At 68.4% G+C, this 21189-nt stretch carries 24 protein-coding genes; 10 read left to right on the forward strand and 14 right to left on the reverse strand.

Going from position 1 to position 21189, the window contains the following annotated elements:
* Window positions 1-97: 97 nt before the first annotated feature.
* Together RKE25_RS03585 and ompR are read right to left on the reverse strand one after the other, a co-directional pair.
* The gene (locus RKE25_RS03585; protein ID WP_311840895.1) at window positions 98-1381 is read right to left on the reverse strand and encodes an ATP-binding protein; all 1284 of its coding nucleotides are present in this window, start codon (window positions 1379-1381) and stop codon (window positions 98-100) included.
* The gene (gene ompR / locus RKE25_RS03590; protein ID WP_311840896.1) at window positions 1378-2124 is read right to left on the reverse strand and encodes a two-component system response regulator OmpR; all 747 of its coding nucleotides are present in this window, start codon (window positions 2122-2124) and stop codon (window positions 1378-1380) included. The genes RKE25_RS03585 and ompR overlap by 4 nt, the downstream gene beginning before the upstream one ends.
* Window positions 2125-2324: 200 nt before the next feature.
* On the opposite strand from ompR, the gene RKE25_RS03595 reads away from it, so the two are divergent.
* Both RKE25_RS03595 and RKE25_RS03600 read left to right on the forward strand, forming a co-directional pair.
* Window positions 2325-2927, forward strand: coding sequence for a hypothetical protein (locus RKE25_RS03595; protein ID WP_311840897.1), 603 nt, complete (start codon window positions 2325-2327; stop codon window positions 2925-2927).
* A 10-nt stretch (window positions 2928-2937) separates the two neighbouring features.
* Window positions 2938-3789: an alpha/beta hydrolase gene (locus RKE25_RS03600; RefSeq protein ID WP_311840898.1), complete on the forward strand. Its 852-nt coding sequence runs from the start codon at window positions 2938-2940 to the stop codon at window positions 3787-3789.
* 74 nt (window positions 3790-3863) lie between these two features.
* On the opposite strand, the gene RKE25_RS03605 is transcribed toward RKE25_RS03600, so the two are convergent.
* The 7 genes from RKE25_RS03605 to dnaG form a co-directional block, all read right to left on the reverse strand.
* Entirely contained in the window at window positions 3864-4694 is an 831-nt protein-coding gene (locus RKE25_RS03605; protein WP_311840899.1) for an oxidoreductase, read from the reverse strand.
* A 77-nt stretch (window positions 4695-4771) separates the two neighbouring features.
* Window positions 4772-5569: an SGNH/GDSL hydrolase family protein gene (locus tag RKE25_RS03610; protein WP_311840900.1), complete on the reverse strand. Its 798-nt coding sequence runs from the start codon at window positions 5567-5569 to the stop codon at window positions 4772-4774.
* A gap of 68 nt (window positions 5570-5637) precedes the next feature.
* Window positions 5638-6867 carry a serine hydrolase domain-containing protein gene (locus RKE25_RS03615; RefSeq protein WP_311840901.1) on the reverse strand — a complete coding sequence of 410 codons (1230 nt, stop codon included), beginning with the start codon at window positions 6865-6867 and terminating at the stop codon, window positions 5638-5640.
* A 99-nt stretch (window positions 6868-6966) separates the two neighbouring features.
* Window positions 6967-7428: a GNAT family N-acetyltransferase gene (locus RKE25_RS03620; protein ID WP_311840902.1), complete on the reverse strand. Its 462-nt coding sequence runs from the start codon at window positions 7426-7428 to the stop codon at window positions 6967-6969.
* 8 nt (window positions 7429-7436) lie between these two features.
* Complete coding sequence (locus tag RKE25_RS03625; protein WP_311840903.1) at window positions 7437-8036, reverse strand: pentapeptide repeat-containing protein; 600 nt, start codon at window positions 8034-8036, stop codon at window positions 7437-7439.
* 22 nt (window positions 8037-8058) lie between these two features.
* On the reverse strand, window positions 8059-8685 hold the full coding sequence (locus RKE25_RS03630) for a DedA family protein (protein ID WP_311840904.1): 627 nt from the start codon (window positions 8683-8685) through the stop codon (window positions 8059-8061).
* 136 nt (window positions 8686-8821) lie between these two features.
* On the reverse strand, window positions 8822-10558 hold the full coding sequence (gene dnaG, locus RKE25_RS03635) for a DNA primase (RefSeq protein ID WP_311840905.1): 1737 nt from the start codon (window positions 10556-10558) through the stop codon (window positions 8822-8824).
* Between the two features lie 68 nt (window positions 10559-10626).
* On the opposite strand from dnaG, the gene RKE25_RS03640 reads away from it, so the two are divergent.
* The gene (locus RKE25_RS03640) at window positions 10627-11265 is read left to right on the forward strand and encodes a GNAT family N-acetyltransferase (protein WP_311840906.1); all 639 of its coding nucleotides are present in this window, start codon (window positions 10627-10629) and stop codon (window positions 11263-11265) included.
* Between the two features lie 10 nt (window positions 11266-11275).
* Here the strand turns inward: RKE25_RS03640 and RKE25_RS03645 are convergent, their stop codons facing one another.
* A complete protein-coding gene (locus RKE25_RS03645) occupies window positions 11276-11446 on the reverse strand; it encodes a DUF1328 family protein (protein WP_311840907.1) in 171 nt (56 codons plus the stop codon).
* 136 nt (window positions 11447-11582) lie between these two features.
* On the opposite strand from RKE25_RS03645, the gene RKE25_RS03650 reads away from it, so the two are divergent.
* Window positions 11583-11885, forward strand: a complete 303-nt coding sequence (locus RKE25_RS03650; protein WP_311840908.1) for a hypothetical protein — start codon at window positions 11583-11585, stop codon at window positions 11883-11885.
* A 50-nt stretch (window positions 11886-11935) separates the two neighbouring features.
* Here RKE25_RS03650 and RKE25_RS03655 read toward each other — a convergent pair whose 3' ends face one another.
* A complete protein-coding gene (locus RKE25_RS03655; protein ID WP_311840909.1) occupies window positions 11936-12382 on the reverse strand; it encodes a GatB/YqeY domain-containing protein in 447 nt (148 codons plus the stop codon).
* 195 nt (window positions 12383-12577) lie between these two features.
* Window positions 12578-12793 (reverse strand): 30S ribosomal protein S21, encoded by a 216-nt coding sequence (gene rpsU, locus RKE25_RS03660; RefSeq protein WP_014404075.1) that lies wholly within the window; start codon window positions 12791-12793, stop codon window positions 12578-12580.
* A gap of 55 nt (window positions 12794-12848) precedes the next feature.
* On the opposite strand from rpsU, the gene tsaD reads away from it, so the two are divergent.
* From tsaD to RKE25_RS03680, 4 genes are all read left to right on the forward strand, one after another.
* Window positions 12849-13898 (forward strand): tRNA (adenosine(37)-N6)-threonylcarbamoyltransferase complex transferase subunit TsaD, encoded by a 1050-nt coding sequence (gene tsaD, locus RKE25_RS03665; protein ID WP_311840910.1) that lies wholly within the window; start codon window positions 12849-12851, stop codon window positions 13896-13898.
* 86 nt (window positions 13899-13984) lie between these two features.
* Window positions 13985-14350, forward strand: coding sequence for a dihydroneopterin aldolase (folB, locus tag RKE25_RS03670; RefSeq protein ID WP_311840911.1), 366 nt, complete (start codon window positions 13985-13987; stop codon window positions 14348-14350).
* Between the two features lie 93 nt (window positions 14351-14443).
* Entirely contained in the window at window positions 14444-14926 is a 483-nt protein-coding gene (gene folK, locus RKE25_RS03675) for a 2-amino-4-hydroxy-6-hydroxymethyldihydropteridine diphosphokinase (RefSeq protein WP_311840912.1), read from the forward strand.
* Between the two features lie 81 nt (window positions 14927-15007).
* Window positions 15008-15856, forward strand: a complete 849-nt coding sequence (locus RKE25_RS03680; protein WP_311840913.1) for a DUF6159 family protein — start codon at window positions 15008-15010, stop codon at window positions 15854-15856.
* A gap of 51 nt (window positions 15857-15907) precedes the next feature.
* Here RKE25_RS03680 and RKE25_RS03685 read toward each other — a convergent pair whose 3' ends face one another.
* Together RKE25_RS03685 and RKE25_RS03690 are read right to left on the reverse strand one after the other, a co-directional pair.
* Complete coding sequence (locus RKE25_RS03685; RefSeq protein WP_311840914.1) at window positions 15908-16654, reverse strand: pteridine reductase; 747 nt, start codon at window positions 16652-16654, stop codon at window positions 15908-15910.
* Between the two features lie 74 nt (window positions 16655-16728).
* Window positions 16729-17487, reverse strand: a complete 759-nt coding sequence (locus RKE25_RS03690) for a hypothetical protein (RefSeq protein WP_311840915.1) — start codon at window positions 17485-17487, stop codon at window positions 16729-16731.
* A 212-nt stretch (window positions 17488-17699) separates the two neighbouring features.
* Between RKE25_RS03690 and RKE25_RS03695 the strand changes: the two genes are divergently transcribed.
* Together RKE25_RS03695 and RKE25_RS03700 are read left to right on the forward strand one after the other, a co-directional pair.
* Window positions 17700-19865 carry a TonB-dependent receptor gene (locus tag RKE25_RS03695; RefSeq protein ID WP_311840916.1) on the forward strand — a complete coding sequence of 722 codons (2166 nt, stop codon included), beginning with the start codon at window positions 17700-17702 and terminating at the stop codon, window positions 19863-19865.
* A gap of 77 nt (window positions 19866-19942) precedes the next feature.
* Window positions 19943-21145 (forward strand): SAM-dependent methyltransferase, encoded by a 1203-nt coding sequence (locus RKE25_RS03700; RefSeq protein ID WP_311840917.1) that lies wholly within the window; start codon window positions 19943-19945, stop codon window positions 21143-21145.
* Window positions 21146-21189: the final 44 nt, after the last annotated feature.

Consider the following 21189-nt stretch of genomic DNA (forward strand, 5'->3'; position numbering starts at 1 on the left):
CGTTCTCCTGGGGAAGGTGGACCGCAGGGTAAGCAGCCGTGCGCGGCGAGGTTTGTCGCTTCTGTGGGAAGTTGTAACCAGATGTGAGCGGGCGGCTTCAGCCGGGGCGAACATCCAAGACGGGCAGCGAAAGCACGGCTTCGAAGCCGCCTTCGGGTCGGTTGCGCATCGTCAGTTTTCCGCCGTGTTGGCGGGCAATGCGCCGTGAACTGGCCAGCCCCAGCCCGCTGCCTTGCGCACCGCTGCGCGCGGCGTCGCCGCGCAGAAATGGTTCGCCCAGGCGGTCCAGCAAGGCCGGCGGCGCGCCCGGGCCGGCATCGGCCACCGCACAGCATGCATCGCCGCCGCGTGCGGCCAGTTCGACGCGGAAGGGCGGCGCGCCGTGGCGGATCGCATTGCGGATCAGGTTGTCGATCGCGCGGCTGAGCGCCAGTGGCTTGCCGCGCACCCATAGCGTGTCGGGGGCGTCGATCCGCCACGAGCCGCCGTCGACGGCATTGCGTGCGATCAGTTCGCGTACCAGCGCCACCAGTTCGACGTCTTCGCTGGTTTCCTCGCTGCCGTCGCGCACGAATGCGATGAACTGCGCGCTCAGCGCATCGATGGATTCGATGTCCGCGATCATGCCCTCGCGCAGTTGCGGATCCTCGGGCGGCCCGGCCAGCTCCAGGCCGAGTCGCAGGCGTGCGAGTGGCGTGCGCAGGTCGTGCGACAGCGCGGCCAGCATCAGGTCGCGTTCGCGCGCACCGCGGCGCACGTCGGCGGCGGCGCGCACCATGGCCAGCTCCAGGTCGACGATCTCGCGCACCGACGGCTTCACCAGCGGAGGCGGCGGCGTGCCCGCGACGACGTCGCCGGCCGCGGCGGCCAGGCGGCGCAGTGGCGCGGTGAGGCTGCGCGCATAGGCGGCCGCCATCAGCAGCACGATCAAGGTGCCGCAGGCCGCGGTGAACAGTGCGGTACGGGCGAGCGAGGAGCGCAGCCCCACCAGGGGAATACCGATCCAGCCGGCGGCGGGCGCTTTCGCGGTGATCCACAGGATCGGGATGCGGTCGCGCACCAGCAGGCGCATCTCGCGGTCGGGCGCACGCGCGCGGGTGTCGTCCAGGATGCTGCGCAGCACGCGCATGACCGGGACGCGTCCGTCCGGCGGCGCGGCAGCGCGCTCGATGCCGAGCGCGGCCAGCGAGCCGTCGCGTCCTTCCGCCAGCAACGTATCGGCCGCCGCGATCTGCAAGGCCACGGTGCGCGCTGCGTAGTCGCCGGCGAGCCGGGTGCTGGTGGCGCGCAGAGTCAGTCCGCCGATCGCTACCACCAGTGCGACCGTGCCGGCGAGCAGCCAGGCCAGGCGCGTGAACAGGCGCGGTGGTTGCGCGCTCACGGCGAACGCTCGTCGGGCACGAACACGTAGCCGTGGCCCCATACGGTCTGCAGCCAGCGCGGTTGCTTGGGATCGTCCTCGATCAGGCGGCGCAGGCGGCTGAGCATCACGTCCATGCTGCGGTCGAACGCGCCGTGTTCCTTGCCGCGCGCCACGCTCATCAGCTGGTCGCGGGTGAGCGGCTGGCCCGGCCGCTGCACCAATGCGGCGAGCACGGCGAACTCGCCCGTCGTCAGGCGCAGCGACTCGCCGTCGCGCAGCAGGCGCCGCGTGCCCAGTTCAAGGGTGAAGGCGCCGAAGCGCACGGCAGCGCCGTCGGGCTTCGGGCTGCCCGGCGGCATGCGTCCGCGCCGCAGCACTGCGTTGATGCGCGCCACCAGTTCGCGCGGATTGCCGGGCTTGGGCAGATAGTCGTCGGCACCGATCTCCAGTCCCACGATGCGGTCGATCTCGTCGCCGCGGGCCGTGAGCATCACGATGGGCGTCTCGATGCCTTGCCCGCGCAAGCGCCGGCAGATGGAGAGGCCGTCTTCGCCGGGAAGCATCAGGTCCAGCACGATGAGGTCGACGTGGCGCCGGCCTAGCTCGCGGTCCAGTTCGCGGCCGTCATTGACGGCGCGCGCCTGGAAGCCCTGCTGCTCCAGGTAGCGCACCAGCAGGTCGCGCAGCCGGACGTCGTCGTCGACGATCACGATCTGCGTCGGCGCGGGGGCGAGCTGGGCTGGGCTGGAGGCGTCGGACATGGCGGGATTCTGCCGCGTTGCCGCGCTGCCGAGGAGGCGACATGTAAACAAATGTTTCCGGCGCGGCCGGCGGCAACATCCGGTTGCAGTCGCTCGCGCCCCGGACATGCCTGGACGCAGCCAGGGCCGTCAGTATGTCCGCGGGCCGTTCGCCAGGCGACCGGCCCTTTATCCACCCCATCCATCGCAAGGAGGTCGTGATGAACAGGCATATCGTTCTTGGCATGGCACTCGTCGCCGCCCTGGCCGCGGCAGCCCCGGCCGGCGCCACTGGCCGCGTTGTGGCGCGCGGCGCGCACGTCCGTGCGGACGGCGGCGTGGCCGCCGGCCACGTGGCAGGGTTCCGAGGCCCGGAGGGCGCGGCTGGCGTGCATGGACGGCGCACCGTCACGGACGGGCAGGGCGATGCCCGCACGGCCAGCGCCGGCGCTTGGCGCGGCCCGCGCGGGAGCACGGCGGCACGAGCGGGAGAAACGACCCGCAACGCGGACGGTTCCATGCAGCATCAGTCCGGCTTCCACGCGCATGGCGCGAACGGCGGCGACGTCACAAGCCAGGGTTCGGCCTATCGCAACACCGACGGCACCCGCGGCTTCGACCGCCAGACCGATGCGACGCGCGCCAATGGAGCCAGCTACGCCGGCACCACCACGGGCGCGACCGGCCAGGGCATCACTCATACCAGCGACGTCACGACGGCCAAGGGCAATACCTACAATGGCTCGACCACCGTCACCAAGGATGGCGTGACGCATACCGGCAGCTGTGCCAACGCCGCCGGCGAAACCATTCCCTGCCGCTGAGGAACGCGCCATGCGAAGACTGTTCCCGCTCCTGTTCGCCGGTCTGCTCATGGCTGCCTGGCTGTCGGCGGCGGCAGCGCGCGCCGCCGACGTGCCCGACGGCGCACGCGTATGGCGGGACGTGCCGTACGGGCAGGCGAAAGCGCAGCGCCTGGACGTCTATGCGCCCGCGCGGGCACAGGGCGCGCCGGTGATTCTGATGGTCCACGGCGGTGCCTGGGTTGTCGGCGGGAAGGACGGCCCGGGCGTTACTGGCCGCAAAATGCCGCATTGGCTGGAGGCGGGATATGTCTTCGTGTCGATCGACTACCGCATGCTGCCCGCGGCGGACCCCCTGGAGCAGGCGCGCGACGCCGCCGCGGCCCTGGCGTATGTGCAGCGCCACGCGGCCGAGTGGGGCGGCGACGGCGGGCGCGTGGTACTGGCCGGGCATTCGGCAGGAGCTCACCTGGTCGCACTGCTGGCCGCCGATCCCTCGCTCGCCCGCGAGAGCGGCGCGGCCTCCTGGCTGGGCGCGTTATCGCTCGACAGTGCCGCGCTGGACGTGCCCGAGCTGATGGCCGGGCCGCATCTGCGCCTGTACGACCGCGCGTTCGGAGCGGACCCGGCATTCTGGGCGCGTGTTTCGCCGCTGCAGCAGTTGCGCACGGCACCTGCGCCGATGCTACTGGTGTGCTCCTCGCAGCGCATCGCATCCTGTCCGGCGTCGCACGCGTTCGCCGCCCGTGTGGAGCGCCTGGGCGGAAGCGCGCGCGTGTTGCCGGAGCCGATGACTCACGCGCAGATCAATGCCGATCTAGGCGCACCAGGCGACTACACCCGCGAAGTCGATGCATTCCTGCACAAGTTGGGCCTGCCCTGAGCCGTCGCTGCTGTTGGCCGCGTGCGAGGTGGGGGACGCGTCGCGCCTCGACGCACGCGTCCGTCTCGGCGGGCTCAGTCGATACGCGTGTCGACCGCCGTCGACTCCCAGGCAGCGAGATCGGCGAGCAATTGCTCCGAATGCGTACGGATGGCGTCCACCGCGTCCTGGCCCAGGGCCAGCCGTAGCGGTGTGCGCTCCGCCTTGAGTGCGGTGTCGATGGCCGCGGCTGCCTTGAGCGGATCGCCGGCCTGCGTCTGGTGCATGTCGTGCGCAAACTGCCGGGTCGCGCCGACGGTATCGGCATAAGCGTCCAGCTCGGGCATGTGGCGCAGCCCCGCGCCGGCGAGATTGGTGCGGAACTGGCCCGGCTCGACGATCAGCACCTTGATGCCGAACGGCGCGACCTCGGCGGCCAGTGCCTCCGAGAGCCCTTCCAGCGCGAATTTGCTCGCCGAGTACGCGCTGAACCCGGCGAATGACATCTGCCCGCCCATGCTGGAGACGTTGACGATGGCGCCGCCGCGCTGCCTGCGCAGTACCGGCAAGGCGGCGCGAATGACCTCGGCGGCGCCGAAGAAGTTGGTGTCCAGCAGCGCGCGCAGTTCCGTGTCAGGGGTCTCCTCCACGGCGCCGACCACGCTGTAGCCGGCGTTGTTGATCACCACGTCCAGCCGGCCGAAGCGCTCCACCGCCGCCCGCACGGCCGCCTCGGCCTCGCCGGGACGGGCCACGTCCAGGCGCTGGGCCAGCACGCGCTCCGGCGCCAGCTTCACCAGCGGCGCGAGGCGCGCGGCATCGCGCGCGGTGGCGACGACGCTGTCGCCGATGGCAAGCGCGTAGCGCGCGAAGGCATCGCCGAACCCGCTCGATGCACCGGTGATGAACCAGACCCTGCCCGTCATACGTACAGCTCCTGAAGTTGGGACGAGGATGCTAGCGGACGCATCTGTTGCTTGGCGTCATGCCGGAAGGCAGGGGCTCAGCGGGCGAGCGCCCGCGCAATCGCCTTCTCGGCCAGTGGCGCCATACGTTCGTAGCCGGCGGGGGTGGGGTGCACGCCGTCCGCGGCCAGTTCCGCATCCAGGCCGCCCTCGCCGTTGGTCATGGCGCCGTAGTAATCCAGATAGACCGCGTCGGAAGATGCGGCGTACTGCTTGATCCACGCGTTCAGCGCGCGCACCTTGCCGGCCGGCTGCAGGCCGCGGCGCCAGGGGTAGTCGCTTACTGGCAGCACCGAGGCGAGGACCACGCGGATGTGGTGGGCCCGCGCGAGCTCGGTCATCGAGCGCAGGTTGTCCTCGATCATGCCGAGCGTGGATATGCCGGTGTTGCCGGCGATGTCATTGGTGCCGGCGAGGATCACCACGGCGGCCGGTTGCAGGTCGATCACGTCCTGCCGGAAGCGCGCCAGCATCTGCGGCGTGGTCTGGCCGGAAATGCCCCGGTTCACGTACGGCTTGCCGGGGAAGAAGGCCACGCCTTCCTGGCGGCCCCAGTTGTCGGTGATGGAGTCGCCGAAGAACACGACGCGGCGTTCGCCCGCCTTGGGCGGGCCGAGGCGAGCGTTGTCGTCGCGGTAGCGTGCCAGCTGTGGCCAGTCGGCCAGGCGTTGCTGCAGTGACGCGACGTCGTCGGGCGACAGCGAAGTCGGCGAGCGGGTGTAGAGCGGATCGATCGCGGCGGGCGCGGTCTGGCCGTGTGCGGGCATGGCGCAGGCGGCGGTGGCGGCGGCAAGGGCGAGCAGGGCGGAGCGCAGGGCGGGCACGGCGGTTCCCATTTGGACGTCCGGACGGCGGAATGCGCTTTGTAACCCGGACGCGCCGCCGAAGCGAGCGCGGATGGCGCTCAGGGATCCGGGTTCTGCTCGAACTTGCCCAGCACCTGCCAGAGATTGGCCAGCTCGCGCGCCACGTCCGGGCGGTCGCCGTCGCTGATGTTGGTGATGAGCACGCGACCGGTGCCGGTGACCGGATTGAAGGCCATCTGCGCCGTCAGGCCGGCGTCTCCGCCGGTGTGGCCCAGCTCGCCTTGCTCGCTGCGTTGCCAGAACAGGCCCTGGTCCATGCCGTCGCCTGGGCGCACACCCTTGGGTTGCTGACCTTTCGGCCAGGCCGGCGAGAACATGGTGCGGTAGGAAGCGGCCGAGAGCAGGCGCGACTGGCCCTGCTGGCCCCGGATCATCTCCGCCAGGAACCTGCCCATGTCCGCGCAGGACGAATACAGCCCGCTCGCGGCATAAGCGGGGAACGCGTAAGGCGCGAGCGGCTTCTTGTTCTTGTCGTACAGCGTGGCCTGCGGCCCCTCGGTGTCGGCCGGCGTCCAGCCCGATGCCTTCATGCCCAGTGGACGGAAGATGCGCTCGCGCGTGTACATGCGATAGCTGTCGCCTGCCTTGGTCTCCACCGCCAGTGCCACCAAGGCCGAGCCGAGGTTGCTGTAGCTATAGGCCGTGCCCGGCCGGGCCTTGGTGAAGTTGTCGTCGCTGTAGCTGGCGCCCTTCGGATCGAGATAGGCCTGCAGGAATCCCTTGCTGTCGAACGTGGCCGGCGTGCCCTTGCCGTAGCTTTGCGTGTAGAACGGCTCGCGATCGGCGATGCCGGCGCTGTGCGTGGCCAGTTGGCGCAGCGTGATCGGTACCGAGGCGAAGCGTGGGTTGCGCACCGCGAACGGAAGCTCGCCGTCGACGTCCGCGTCCAGCGACAGCGCACCGGCCTGCACCTGCTGCATCAGTGCCGCGGCGAGCACCGGCTTGCTGAGCGAGGCCACCGGCTGGACCGTCTCGGGCGTATAGGGCCGCCTGGAGGCAAGGTCGGCGTAGCCGAAGCCCTTGGCGTAGCGGACGCCGCCGCTGTCGACCACCGCCACGCAGTATCCCGGCAGCACCGAACGCGGCTGCAGTTCCTGCAGCGTGCGTTCCAGCGTGGTCGCCGTTGCCACGGTGGCAGTGGCGCGCGGCAGTGCCGAGGCGGGCAGGCCGATGGAGAGGCTGAGCGCCGCGGCGAGGGAGATGACGGTGGTGGACGTGGGACGTCGGGCGCCTGGGCGGTGCCCGGGCGGCGTCTGGCAGTCGTGCATGGTTCCCTGTTCCTTCGCTGAAGCGGTGATGCTCCTGTCCGGACAGTCTACCAATGGCGGATGACCGCGGTCTTTCCCCGGGCGTCTCACCGCCGGCCGTCAGAATTGCCTGCGGTAGACCACGAAGCCGGACGGCTCGGCCACCTGGTCATAAAGGCGCATGGCGGTGGCGTTCGTGTGATGGGTTTGCCAGTAGACCCGGGGCGAGCCGGCCTGGCGGGCGCGGTCGTACACAGCCTCGATCAAGGCGCGGCCCACGCCGCGGCCGCGAGCCGCTTCGGTGGTGAACAGGTCCTGCAGGTAGCAGCTGAGGCCGATCTGGATCGTGCTGCGGTGGAACAGGTAATGCGCCAGACCGAGCAGTTCCCCTCCGCTCTCGGCGACCAGCGCATGCATGGGTTCGCTTTCGTCGAGGAAGCGAGCCCAGGAGATCCGGGTGATGTCCTCGGGCAACGCGGTGGCGCCGGCGCGGCCGTAGAACGCGTTGTAGCCGTCCCACAGCGGCTTCCACGCTGGATAGTCGTCCGCGCGGATGGAGCGGACGACGATGGGATCGGGCATGGCGGGCCTCATTCGGTCAAGTCGATATCGAGCCCGTAAAGCAGCGAAACGGCCTCGGGCAAGGAGAACTTCGCGCGCTTGACGTCGTTGATCAGTACGTCGATGCGGTAGTCGGTCGCATCGCGGAAATCGGCGCGCGCCAGCCGTGTGCGACGGAAGATCGCCCCGCGCAGGTCGCTGTGCCGGAAATCGGCGTCTTCCAGGTCGGCTTCGGTGAAGTCCACGTCGTGCGCACGGCATTCGATCAGGGCCAGCTCGCGCAGCGACAGGCCGAAGAAGCTGCTGTCGTTCAATGCGCAGCGCTCGAACGCGATGCCTGCACCGAGACGGATCGCCGGCCAGTGCGCCTGCGTCCAGTCGATGCCCACCAGTTTGCTGTCGGTGAAGCGTGCCCCGAACTGGCTGCCGGCCAGGCGCGCCAGGCTGAAGTTGCAGCCGACAAACTCGCAATCGCGGAACCGGCAGTCGCGCAACGTCGCTTCGCTGAAATCGCAGTGCTCGAAGCGGCAGTCGTCGAAGCGAAGGCCTTCGAGCGTGGCGCCTGCGCGATGGATGTCGCGGAACTGGCGGCCCGTATGGTCGCGCTGGTCGAAGGGATCGGCGGACATGGCGGAGCGGCGCGTCCGCGCCTCAGGAGCCGGCGCCCTCGCGCGCCGTGCGCCGCTTGTGGCGCCACCACAGGACCAGCACCACCAGCAGCAGGATGCCGCCCAGCGCCCACAGGCTGCTCTGGCCGCGGCGAATCCACATCACCAGCCATTCGTGATTGTTGGCGCCGAAATAGCCCAGGTAGACCCAGATCGGCACGCTGATCAGCGCGGCCAGGCCGTCGAGCAGGAAGAAGCGCAGGAACGAAACGCGGTGCGTAGTACCGGCCGTGATGTACACCGCGGTACGCATGCCCGGAAGGAAGCGCGCGATGAACATCAGGCGGTTGCCGTAGCGTTCGAATTTCTCCTGCACCTTGGCGTAGCGCTCCGGCGTGAGCACGCGCGCCACCACGCGCCATTGCAGGATGCGCGCGCCGTAATGGTGGCCCAGCAGGAACATGCCCGCGTCGCCCAGCAGCACGCCGACCATCGATACGGCGAACATCACGTGCACGTTGCCGTAGCCCAGGCCGGTGATGACGCCGCCGGCGACCAAAGTGATGTCTTCCGGCAACGGCGCGCCGGCACCGCACAGCAGCAGTGCAATGAAGACGGCTGCGTAGCCGTTTTCGGCGAACAGCGTTACCAGTCGTTCAAGCAGATCCATCGACGTCCTTGCCTGGTCGTGCCCCGGGCCAAGCGAAAAGGAAGGGGCGATGATCCCACAGGCCTGCCATTCCTTGGGCGGCCGGAGGGGGCGGAGCGGGGAAGGATAACCGCATGGCGATGGAGCCTGTCCAGGCTCAGTTCGACGCAGCCGGCGGCTGCACGCGCGCGGCGAGCAGTTCGCGCAGTTCGGCTTTCTCGGCGCTGTCCAGCGCGCCTTCGCGGCTCCTGGCGATCAGCCATTCGCGGCGTTGCTCGGTGGCCTGGTGCTCCATGCGTCGCAGCGCATCGAAGAACTCGATGCGCTGCACCTCGGGCTCGCCGACCACGGTGGCAGCCATGAGTTTTTGCAGTGCGGAATATTCGGAGCGCTCGGCGAAATGTTCTACCAGCACCATCGGATTAATGCCCGGGCGCGCGCGCGCCAGGTCGATCAGCTCGGCCAGCAGGTCCACGCCCGGCTTGTCCAGGCGCAGGAAGCCGTAAGGCCGCTCCACCTGGTCCGCCATGCCGGGCTGGGCCAGCAGCAGGGCAATGGCGCTGCGCACCAGGCTGCGCTGCACCGCCACGGGGCGCTGCGCGGGACGGCGCGCGGCGGGGTCGGCCTGCAGCACGGCGCGGGCGCCGGTGCGCTTTTCCAGTTCCTGCGCCATCAGGTCGCGGAAGGCGCCGTCGGGGAGACGGGCGATCAGCGGCCTGGCGCGTTCGGCGAGGCGGGCACGGCCATCGAGGCTGCCGACATCCACCTCGTGCGCCAGCTCGCTGAAGAAGTATTCCGACAGCGGCGTGGCGTTCTTCAGCCGCTGCTCGAAGCCCTGCTTGCCCTCCTTGCGGATCAGCGTGTCAGGGTCTTCGCCCTCGGGCAGGAACAGGAAATAGGCCTGGCGGCCGTCGCGCAGGCGCGGCAGCGCCGATTCCAGCGCCTTCCACGCCGCAGCGCGGCCGGCGCGGTCGCCGTCGAAGCAGAACACCACGTCGGGCGCGGCGCGGAACAAGATCTCGGTGTGATCCGGCGTGGTCGCGGTGCCCAGCGTGGCCACCGCGATGGGCAGGCCGGCCTGGTGCATGGCGATCACGTCCATGTAGCCCTCGACCACCACGATCCGGGCGAGGTTGCTGTTGGCCTGCTTGACCTGCCACAGGGCGAACAGCTCGCGCCCCTTGTGGAACAGCGGGGTTTCCGGCGAGTTGAGGTATTTGGGCCCCTGCTCGGCTTGCAACACGCGTCCGCCGAAGGCGATGACCCGGCCGCGGCGGTCGAGGATGGGAAACATCAGGCGTTCGCGGAAACGGTCGTACTTGTTGCCGCGCTCGTTGCTGGCCACCATGCCGGCTTCGTTCAGCAGCTGCATGCGGCGTACGTCGCCGCCGAGCGCCTTGATCACGCCGTCGAAGCCGCCCGGCGCCCAGCCAATGCGGAAACGCGCGATGGTCTCGGCGTCCAGGCCGCGCTTCTTGCAGTACGCCTGGGCGTCGGGGCTGTGCGGGAGCTGGCTTTCGTACCAGCGCGCGGCGCCGTCGAGCACGCCGTAGAGGTCGGTCTTGTCCTCGCGCGGGCCGGCGTCGCGGCCGCCCTCGTAGGGCACCTTCATGCCGACGGACTGGGCCAGTTCCTCCACCGCGTCGGGGAATTCCAGGCGGTCGTAGTCCATCAGGAACTTGATGGCGCTGCCGTGCGCGCCGCAGCCGAAGCAGTGGAAGAATTGCTTGGCGGGGCTGACGTAGAACGAGGGCGAACGCTCGTTGTGGAACGGGCAGCAGGCCGTCCATTCCCGTCCGGCTTTCTTCAGCGGCACGCGCCGCTCGATCACGTCGACGATGTCGACGCGGGAGAGCAGTTCATCGATGAAGGTATCGGGGATGCGGCCGCGCATAAGTGGCTTAGTGTACGGGGGCGGTCAAGGGGACGGCAGGCTTCGGGGCGGGAGAGGGGAGGAGGGACATGGCGACAGGCGCGCAGGTGCGTTTCAGACCGGCCGCGGCAGCCGACGTAGGGACGGCCGTGCCGCTGATTCACAGTTCAGGGCCGGCGGCCTTCGAATACGTGTTCGCGGTGCCGAGGCGCAACGACGCCCAGGCCTTCCTGCGCCACGCCTTCGTCGATGGCGCGGGCGAGTTCGGATGGCGCAACCACTGGGTGGGGGAGCTGAACGGGCTGGTGGTGGCGGTGGGCGCGGGCTACGGGGCGGAGGTCCAGTGGGATTTCACCCTGGCGGCGGCGCGGCAGATCCTGGGCTTTTTCGGCTGGCGCCACGCGGGGGCGGTCATCGCCAGGGGACTGCGGGTGGAGCGCATCATTGCGCCGCCCAAGGGCGACATGCATTACCTGGCCCACCTGGGGGTGGATCCGGCGTGGCAGGGGCGGGGCATCGGCCAGGCGCTGATCGGGCATCTGGCCGCGGAGGCGGCGCGGCGGGGGCGGTCACGGCTGGCGCTGGACGTGGCGGTGAGCAACCCCCGCGCGCAGGCGCTTTACGAGCGTTGCGGGTTCGTGGTGCTGGACGAGAAGCCTTCCGCGCTCGCCGATGCGCGGGGGCACGTCCCCGCGCATCGGCGCATGGAGCGATGGTCGGCTGGCTGAGGCGACCCGGTCAGGCGATGTGGAACAGGCCGACCGCCGCCAGCAGGGCGATCAGGAACAAGATCAGGAAGATCGCGAACAGGACTTTCGCGATGGTGCCGGTGATGCCGGACACCGAGTAGAAGCCCATCCAGCCGGTGACCAGCGAAACGATGGCAAAGATGATGGCCCACTTGAGCATGCGTATCTCCCGTCATGAGCCGCGGCTGCGGCGACGCAACGAGCATTGGCTGCGCCGCGTGAAGGGCTTGGCTGGATAATGCGTGCGCGGCGTCATGTTGCGCCGCGGGCTTCACGATTCGTTACGGGAGACGGCCATGCTGCTGACAGCGATGTTGTTGCGCTCGCAGCGCGCCATCGTGCGCTGCTTCGAGGAGGCCGGCGCCACGCGCCAGGAGGCGGCGCGGCGCCCCGAGGACCTCGGGCTGGCGCCAGGCATGGCCTGGCAGCAGCTGGTCGGGCAGGGCGTGCTGCGATGCCCGGGCGAAGGGCGCTACTTCCTGGATCTGGAACGCTGGGCGTGGCTGGGCCGGCAACGCCGGCGCCACGCCTGGGTGGTCGCCGCGGCCGTGGTCCTGCTGGCGGTGCTGCTGTTCTGGCTGCGCGCGGCGGCTGCCTGAGATGCCGCGGGGTTCATGCCGCCCTGGCGCGGCCCTGCGTCCGGAAAGCTTCAGCCCGCCAGGCGGGCCTTCACGCGGGCGGAGACCACGGCCATGTCCGCGCGGCCGGTGGCCTTCTCCTTGATGGCGGCCACGACCTTGCCCATGTCGCGGGCAGAGCTGGCGCCGGTGGTGGCGATGGCCTCGGCCACCAGGGCGTCGATTTCCGCGTCGGTGAGCTTGGCGGGCAGGTAGGCCTCGATCACGGCCACTTCGGCGCGCTCGGCATCGGCCAGGTCCTGGCGGTTGGCGGCGTCGTATTGCGAGATGGAGTCGCGGCGCTGCTTTAGCATCTTTTCCAGCACGGCAAGCGTCTGGACGTCGTCCAGTTCGATCCGCTCGTCCACCTCGCGCTGCTTGACGGCAGCGAGGACCAGGCGGATCACCGCGAGGCGGTGCTTGTCGCCGCCGCGCATGGCGGTCTTCATGTCTTCGGTGAGCTGCTGCTTCAAGGACATGTCACTCTCCGTATTCACGTGAAGGAAACGCATAAAGCCGGCGTTGCACTGGGCAACGCCGGCCGATGCTTTAGCCAAAAGGCAGCGGCTGCGGATGAACGCGCCGGCTGCCGGGGACTGGAGCCTTGCGGGGACAAGCGGCGCCGTGGGCGCCCGGCTCGAACCCTGGGCCGTCCGCTGACGCGGACGGAAGGCTCAGTACAGGCGGGTGCGACGCGAGGTGTCGCGCGAGAGGCGACGCAGGTGACGCTTCACCGCGGCGGCGCGCTTGCGCTTACGCTCCTGGGTCGGCTTTTCGTAGAACTCGCGCTTGCGAGTCTCGGCCAGGACGCCGGCCTTTTCGCAAGTGCGCTTGAAGCGACGGAGGGCAAGCTCGAACGGCTCGTTCTCGCGGACTTTTACGCTGGGCATGGAAACTCCGAGTGGTAAACTGGCCCGTCTGATCGGGCGAGCCGCGAAGTATAGCGTGGACACGAAGCAATTTTCAAAGCCCGTGCTGGGCATCGAAACGTCCTGCGACGAGACCGGGGTAGCTCTGCTGCGCTGGGAGCCCGCCGCGCCCGGGCGCGGGCTGTTGTCCCATGCGCTGTACAGCCAGATCAAGCTCCACGCCGACTACGGCGGCGTGGTGCCCGAGTTGGCCAGCCGGGATCACGTACGGAAGCTCCTGCCGCTGGTGCGCGAGGCCCTCGCGGAAGCGGGCCTGACCCCGCAGGACCTGGGTGGCGTCGCCTATACCGCGGGTCCGGGGCTGGTCGGCGCCCTTTTGGTGGGCGCGTCGGCGGCCCGGGCGATGGCCTGGGCCCTGGGCGTGCCGGCGATCGGGGTCCATCACATGGAGGGGCATCTGCTGGCCCCGCTGTTGGAAGAGGACCCTCCGGAGCCGCCCTTCGTGGCCCTGCTGGTCTCGGGCGGCCATTCCATGCTGGTCGAAGTCAAAGGCATCGGGCAGTACCGGATCCTGGGGGATACCCTCGACGATGCCGCCGGCGAAGCCTTCGACAAGACGGCCAAGCTGATGGGCCTGCCTTATCCCGGCGGCCCGGCACTCGCCGCCCTGGCGCAGCAGGGTCGGCCGGGAACGTTTCGCTTTGCCCGGCCCATGACCGACCGCCCGGGCCTGGATTTCAGCTTTTCCGGCCTGAAGACCCAGGTGCTGCTGGCCTGGCAGCAGTCCGACCAGAGCGAGCAGACGCGCGCCGACGTCGCCCGTGCCTTCGAGGAAGCCATCGTCGATACCCTGGCGATCAAATGCCGTCGCGCCTTGCAGGCAGCCGGGGCCAAGCGCCTGGTGATCGCCGGTGGCGTGGGCGCCAACAAGCGCCTTCGTGCCGAGCTGGCGGAGGCGGGGGCGAAGGAGGGCTTCCGCGTGTACTTCCCGCGCCTGGCGTTCTGCACGGACAACGGCGCCATGATCGCCCTGGCCGGCGCGATCCGCCTGGCCAGCGGTCAGCACCAGGACGAGAGCGTGCAGGTGTTCCCGCGCTGGGACCTGGAAAGCCTGCCGGCGGTTTAGCGAGTAGCGGAATGGGAAATTGGAAAGGCGGCAGCCAAGCCGAAGCGCTACGCTCTTCCCCATTCCCTATTTCCTGTTCCCTTCCCATGGACATCGTTTTCATCGAAGACCTGCGCATCGACGCCGTGATCGGCATCTACGATTGGGAGCGCCGCGTGCGGCAGACGCTCTCGTTCGACATCGAAATGGCGTTCGACAACACGAAGCCCGCGGCGACCGACGACATCGCCGACACGCTCAACTACAAGGACGTATCCAAGCGCCTGATCGACTATGTCGAAGCGTCCAACTTCGGCCTGGTAGAGACGCTTGCGGAACACTGTGCGGCGATCATCCGCCAGGAATTCGGCGTCGGCTGGGTGCGGCTGAAGCTCTCCAAGCCCGGCGCCGTCCGTGGCTCGCGTGCGGTTGGCGTGCGCATCGAGCGCGGCCGCAGGCCGTCGTCGGACTGAAGGCGACAAGACGATCCCATTGGCGATGCTGGCGCGACCGGCGTCGCGGCGGGAGAATCTCCGCCTTTCCCGCATCCACGGAAACGATCCTGCATGGCACGCGCCTATCTGAGCCTGGGTTCCAACGTCGAACCCCGACGCCATCTGCGCGCCGCGCTGCAGGAGTTGCAGCAGCGCTTCGGCGAACTCGCGGTATCGCCGGCTTACCGCAGCCGATCGGTGGGTTTCGACGGGCCGGACTTCGTCAACCTCGCGGTGGGTCTGGAAACCGAGCTGTCGCCGGAAGCGCTCAATGCATGGCTGCACGCGCTTGAAGACCGGCATGGCCGCCGGCGCGACGTCCCGCGTTATTCGGATCGCACGCTGGACGTGGACATCGTGCTGTACGACGACCTGGTGCGGCAGGGCGAGGGTCATCTCGAGATTCCCCGCAAGGAACTGAAGCATGCCTTCGTGCTCCGCCCGATCGCTGACATCGCGCCAGACCTGCCGCACCCGGTCGATGGCCGCACCATGGCGGCGCTGTGGGCTGCCTTTCCCGCCGACAGCGAGCCGCTGACGCCCGAGCCGCTCTGACACGCCGGGCGCACTGTCATCGGCACGGCGCAAATGCTAGAAAGCGCAACGCATCATTCACCAAGGAACGAGGTAAGGGGCATGGCGGGCAAATTCGCACGCAGTTGGAATTTGATGAAGGCGAGCGCGGCCGTGCTGCGCTCCGACAAGTCGTTGATGATGTTCCCGTTGCTGTCGGGCTTCTGCTGCCTGCTGGTGGCGGCGAGCTTCCTGATCCCGATCGCGATCGTCGCAGTGGGCGCGGAACACGAAGGCCGCCAGGGTTTGCCTCTGGCGGGCTACATCGGGTTGTTCGCGTTCTACCTCGTGCAGTACTTCGTGATCATCTTCTTCAATACGGCACTGGCCGGCGCGGCTCTGCAGCGCCTGCGCGGCGAGACGACGAGCTTCGCCGGCGGCCTCGCGGTGGCGCGTTCGCGCATCGGCGCGATCTTCGGTTATGCACTGATCGCCGCCACGGTAGGCCTGTTTCTGCGCGCATTGCAGGAGCGCCTGGGTTTCGTCGGGCGCCTGGTTGCCGGCCTGCTCGGCCTGGCCTGGACGGTGGCCACGTTCCTGGTGGTGCCGGTGCTGGCCAGCGAAGACATCGGTCCGACGGATGCGGTCAAGCGCAGCGTGGAACTGCTCAAGCGCACCTGGGGCGAGAACCTGATCGGCAACGCCGGCCTCGGCGTCGTATTCGGCCTGCTCACGTTCGTCGCTGCGCTGATCGCGGTCGCACTGGTCGTGGGTGCCGCGAGCACCGAGTCCACGGCGCTGATCGTCGCGGCCGTGGCGGTGGTGGTTGTCGTCCTGAGTCTGCTGGGCCTGGTGCAGGCGTCTCTGCAGGGCATCTACGCGGCGGCGCTGTATCAGTACGCCGAGGAGGGCAAGGTTGGCGCGGGCTTCGATCAGGCGATGCTGGAACAAGCATTCCGGCCCAAGTCGTGATCGGCGCCATGCGTTGATGCGAAAGGGCGGCAGCGATGCCGCCCTTTTTCGTTATACGGAGAGCGTGCGCCCGCCGTCGATGCGGATGATCTGACCGGTGACGAACGGCGCGTCGCGCAGAAGCCACAGCACCGCGCCGGCCACATCCTGCGGCGAGCCGGCGCGTTGCAGCGGCGTGCGTGCAAGCATCGCCTGCTGGTCGTCGTAGGGCTTGCCGTCGCTGGGCCACATCACCGCGCCAGGGGCAATGCCGTTGACGCGCACGTGCGGGCCGAGATCGAGCGCGAGCGAACGCGTCATCGCCGCGAGCGCGGCCTTCGCCATGCAATAGATCGGATGGTGCGCGAGCGGGCGTTCCGCGTAGATGTCCACCAGGTTCACGATGGCGCCCCGCGCGTCGCGCAAAGCCGGCGCGGCGGCCTGTGCAAGGAAGAACGGCGCCTGCGCGTTGGATGCGAAGAGCTCGTTCCACTGCGCCACGCTCGCGGTTCCCACAGGCGTGGGATAGAACGCGGAAGCATTGTTGACGAGCGCGTCGAGACGGCCGAAGCGCGCCGTGGCGGTATCGACCAGCGCGGGCAGGGCGTCGAGCTCGGCCAGTTCGGCCTGGAGCACCATCGTGCTGCCGGGGCGCCGCACTTCCAACTCGTCCGCGAGCTGGCCGGCTTCGCTCACCGAGTGGCGACAGTGCAGCGCAAGATCGTAGCCCGCGTCGTGCAGCAGGCGGGCGATTTCGGCACCGACCCGCTTGGCGGCTCCGGTGATCAACGCGACCGGACGTTCATGGCGAGGCGGCATGCGCGGCTCCTGCTGGCGAAACAGCCGGAAGCTTGCCGGAAAGCGCGCGGAAGGTCATCCCGCGGCGCGGCGTGTCATTCCGGCGGGTGCCGCTTCTCGCCGCGGTGTGCACGCGCCGCGCGGCCGATCGCGCGCGCGGTGCCGCCGATCGTTTTCTCGATCACCGCATTCTTCGCGCGACGCACGGCACCCGGCACGCGTTCTTCGATACGCGTTTCGTTGCAGGCTCCCTCGGTATGGAAGTCGCCGTTGAACATGGCGATGGCAGTGCTCGCCACCTGTCCCGTGTCGTAGTAGGCGTAGGCGCCCACGCCCAGTGCGCCCACCACGGGTAGCCAGCGCGCCAGCCCTTTGCCGACGGCGCGCTGGGTGATCTTCAAGCCCACGCGTTTGGCGACCCGCTCGACGATGGTGTACGACATGCGGCGGAACAGCAGGCGGTCCCCCATGCGTATGACCAGGTCGCGGAAGGCCTGTGCGGTCGTATGGCGGAACAGGCACCACAGCATCTGCTCGCGTCCGAGTTCCGCATGCCGGCCGTAGGCCGCGGCGATGTCGCTCACCATCTGCGCCTGAATCTTCCAGATCGCGATCAGCTCCGGCAGCACGGTCAGCCATCCTAGCGGTCCCGGCGGCAGCGCCAGCGAGCCGGCTGCGAGCGCCGCACGCTGCGCGGCGCGGCTGGCGATCCGCCGCGCCTCCGTTTCGGGCATCGTGCTCGTGCCGACCTTGCTGCCGGGAATCTCGCTGACGAAATCCAGAATCGCCTGTGTTACGCGGCTGTGCTCGTCCGCGCCGATGACGGCGGGAAGTTGCTTGCGATCGTCGGACATGCGGGCCTCGGATGTGCCGTGGATGCCGCCGCAGTCTAGGCGTCGCTGATGAAGCCGTTGCGAACAGGTGTGCCGGCATCGGCGCAACCGCCTGTTTCCGCAAAAAATTACGGCGACGGACATGACTTTCGGGGCAGGTAAATGAAAGGTTGGGATGGCAACGTTATAACGTATCAAACACAGCAACTCCCATCCCCGTCCCGAGTCGTCCGATGAAACCTACCTTGCTCGCCGTCAGCCTTGCCGCGCTCTTTGCATCATCGGTCCATGCGGCCGAAACACCCGCCATCGCCGGGGACAACACCAACACGCCGGACACCAACGGCGCGACGCGCAACAAACCGCCCGCCAAGGTGCAGCAGCTGGGCGCGGTCGATGTCACCGCGGCACTGGACCAATCGCGCAATGCGCTGTCCCCTGACACGGGCAGCAGCCAGTACGTCATCGACCAGAAGGCCATCGCGCAACTGCCGCTGGGCGATAGCACGCCGGTGAATCAGGTGCTGCTGCAGGCGCCTGGAGTCGTGCAGGATTCGTACGGCGGGCTGCATGTGCGTGGCGATCACGCCAACCTCCAGTACCGCATCGACGGCGTGATCATTCCCGAATCGATTTCGGGCTTCGGCCAGACGCTCGACACGCGCACCATCAAGACCGTCAAGCTGCTCGACGGCGCGCTGCCGGCGCAATACGGCCTGCGTACAGCGGCGGTGGTGGATATCACGACGAAGAGCGGCCATGACCTGGGCAATGGCGGCAGCGTGGGCATTACCGGAGGCTCTTTCGGAACGCTCAATCCGAATGCGTCGATCTGGGGCAGCAATGATCGCTGGAGCTACTTCCTGACCGCCAACTACCTGGAAAGCGACGTCGGCATCGAGAATCCCACGTCGAGCCGCAAGCCGATCCACGACCATACGAACCAGGTCAAGGCCTTCGGCGACGTCTCCTACCTCATCGACAACAACACGCGGCTGAGCTTCATGTTCGGCGCGGCCAACAGCCGCTTCCAGATTCCGAACAACCCCGGTCAGACGCCTTCGTTCGGCTATCTCGACCAGACCGATTTCAACTCCGCCGATCTCAACGAACGGCAGAGCGAACAGACGCGCTTCGGGGTGCTTGCCCTGCAGGGCAAGCTTGGCAACACCGACTATCAGGTGTCGCTGGGCCAGCGGTATTCCAGCCTGCAGTTCAGTCCCGATCTGATCGGCGACCTGATGTTCAACGGCGTGGCTTCCGCGATCAATCGCAGTAACCGTTCGAGTACGCTGCAGGCGGACTTCGCCACGCCGCTGGGTGATGCGCACACGCTGCGTTATGGCGTATACGGCAGTTTCGAGCGCGCGCCCAGCACCAATAACGCCTGGGTGTTCCCGGTCGATGCGAATGGCAACCAGGCCAGCACGACGCCCATCAACATCCTGGACGGCAACCGCGTCACCGCCAAGACCTGGTCCGGCTACGTGCAGGATGAGTGGAGCATCGGCGACAAGCTCACGGTGAACTACGGCCTGCGCGGCGACGTGTACAAGGCCTTTCGTACCGAAAGCCAGCTCAGCCCCCGTCTGGGCGCGGTCTACCAGGCCAGTGACGACACCACGCTGCACGCCGGCTACTCCCGCTACTTCACGCCGCCGGCGACCGAGGCGATCACCACCACGAACATCCAGAAGTTCGACGGCACCACCAACGCGCAGCCGGACAACGGCAGCAACACGCCTCTCGCCGAGCGCAGCGATTACTTCGATGCCGGCATCCAGCAGCGTTTCGGTTCGGCGCTGACGCTGGGCCTGGACGCCTACTACCGCAAGGTTTCTCGCCTGCAGGACGAAGGCCAGTTCGGCGCGGCGCTGGTGTACTCCACCTTCAACTACGCCAAGGGCCTGATCCGCGGCGTGGAGTTCACCGCCGACTATGACAATGGCCCCTGGTCGGCGTACTTCAACGTCGCCGCTTCGCGCGCGACAGGCAAGCGCGTGATCACCAGCCAATACAACTTCAGCCCGGACGACCTCGCCTACGTCAACGATCACTACATTTTCCTCGACCACGACCAGCGCGTGGCTTCGTCCGGTGGCGTGAGTTATGCGATCGACGGGGCCACGCGCGTGGGAGCGAATTACCTGTTCGGGAGCGGCTTGCGCAAGGACGGCGCCGTGCCGAACGGTGCTTCGCTACCGGCCTATTTCCAGTTGAACCTGAGTCTTTCGCATGACTTCGAGTTCCAGAGCACCGGCAAGCTGCATACCCAGCTCGCGGTGATCAACGCGCTCGACCGCACCTATGAGTTGCGCGACGGTACCGGCATCGGCGTGGGAGCGCCGCAGTTCGGCCCGCGCCGCGGTTTGTACGCCACCGTGCAGAAGGATTTCTGAGCGTGTCGTCCGCCGTGGACGGGATGGTCCGCGGCGGACGCATCGGCGGTGAGAGGCCCTTCGGCTATCCTTGACCGATGAACCCAAGCTTCTCCCGTCTTCCCGAACCAGGCGCCGACGAGCGCGCCCATTCCGACCGGCTGTTGACCCATCTGCGCGAGACCATCGCCGCGCACGGTCCCATGCCGTTCTCGCAGTACATGGAGCGCTGCCTGTATGCGCCCGGCCTGGGCTACTACAGCGCGGGCGCGACCAAGTTCGGCGAATCAGGCGATTTCATCACGGCGCCCGAGCTTGGCGATCTGTTCGCGCGTTGCGTCGCGCGCACGCTCGGGCCGGTGCTGGACATGCTCGGCGACCAGGCCGACTTCCTCGAACTGGGCAGCGGCAGCGGCGCGTTCGCCGAGGCGGTATTGCTGGCGCTCGATGCCGAAGGGCAAGCGCCGCGCCGCTACCTGATTCTGGAACCGAGCGCCGACCTGCGCGAACGCCAGCGCACGCGCCTCGCCCAGGCCCTCGCGCCCGCGTTGTTCGCGCGCGTCCAATGGCTGGACCGGCCGCCGGAGGACGCATGGCAGGGCGTGCTGTTCGCCAACGAGGTCATCGATGCGCTGCCCACCACGCGTTTCACGCTGCGTGGTGGCGAGGTCTATGAGGAGTACGTCGCCTTGGACGGCGAGGGTCGCTTGATGCGCGTCGATCGTCCCGCCGACATGCTCGTGTCCGGCGCGGTGAGGCACCTGGAGCGTGACCTGGATGCCGCCTTCCCCGATGGCTACCGCTCCGAAGTGCTTCCGCAGTTGCCGTACTGGATGCAGGCCATCGCAGGCTCGCTCAGCGCGGGCGTGATGCTCTTCATCGACTATGGCTACGTGCGCCGCGAGTACTATCAGCCCGACCGCAACGACGGCACGCTGATGGCGCATTACCGCCACCATGCCCATGCCGATCCGCTGTACCTGCCGGGCCTCAACGACCTCACCGCTTCGGTGGATTTCACCGCGTTGGCCGAGGCCGGCAACCAGGCCGGTTTCGGCGTCGCCGCCTATCTGCCCCAGGCCCATTTTCTGATCGGAGCCGGGCTGCAGCAGGCGTTCGAAGACGCCTACGCCACCGCCCCGGACGAAGCAGCCCGCTACCGCCTTGCCCAGCAGGTGAAGAAGCTCACGCTACCCGATCAGATGGGCGAGCGATTCCAGGCCATGGTGCTCGCGCGCGGTCTCGACATGGTACCTCTGCCAGCGGACCTGCTCGAATCCGACCAAGGCGACCGGCTATAACCTGGCCGACGCGCGCCAGCATTGCCAGGGCTTGGTGGTCATCA

This window comes from Dyella sp. BiH032, from assembly GCF_031954525.1.
Taxonomy (GTDB): Bacteria; Pseudomonadota; Gammaproteobacteria; order Xanthomonadales; family Rhodanobacteraceae; genus Dyella_D.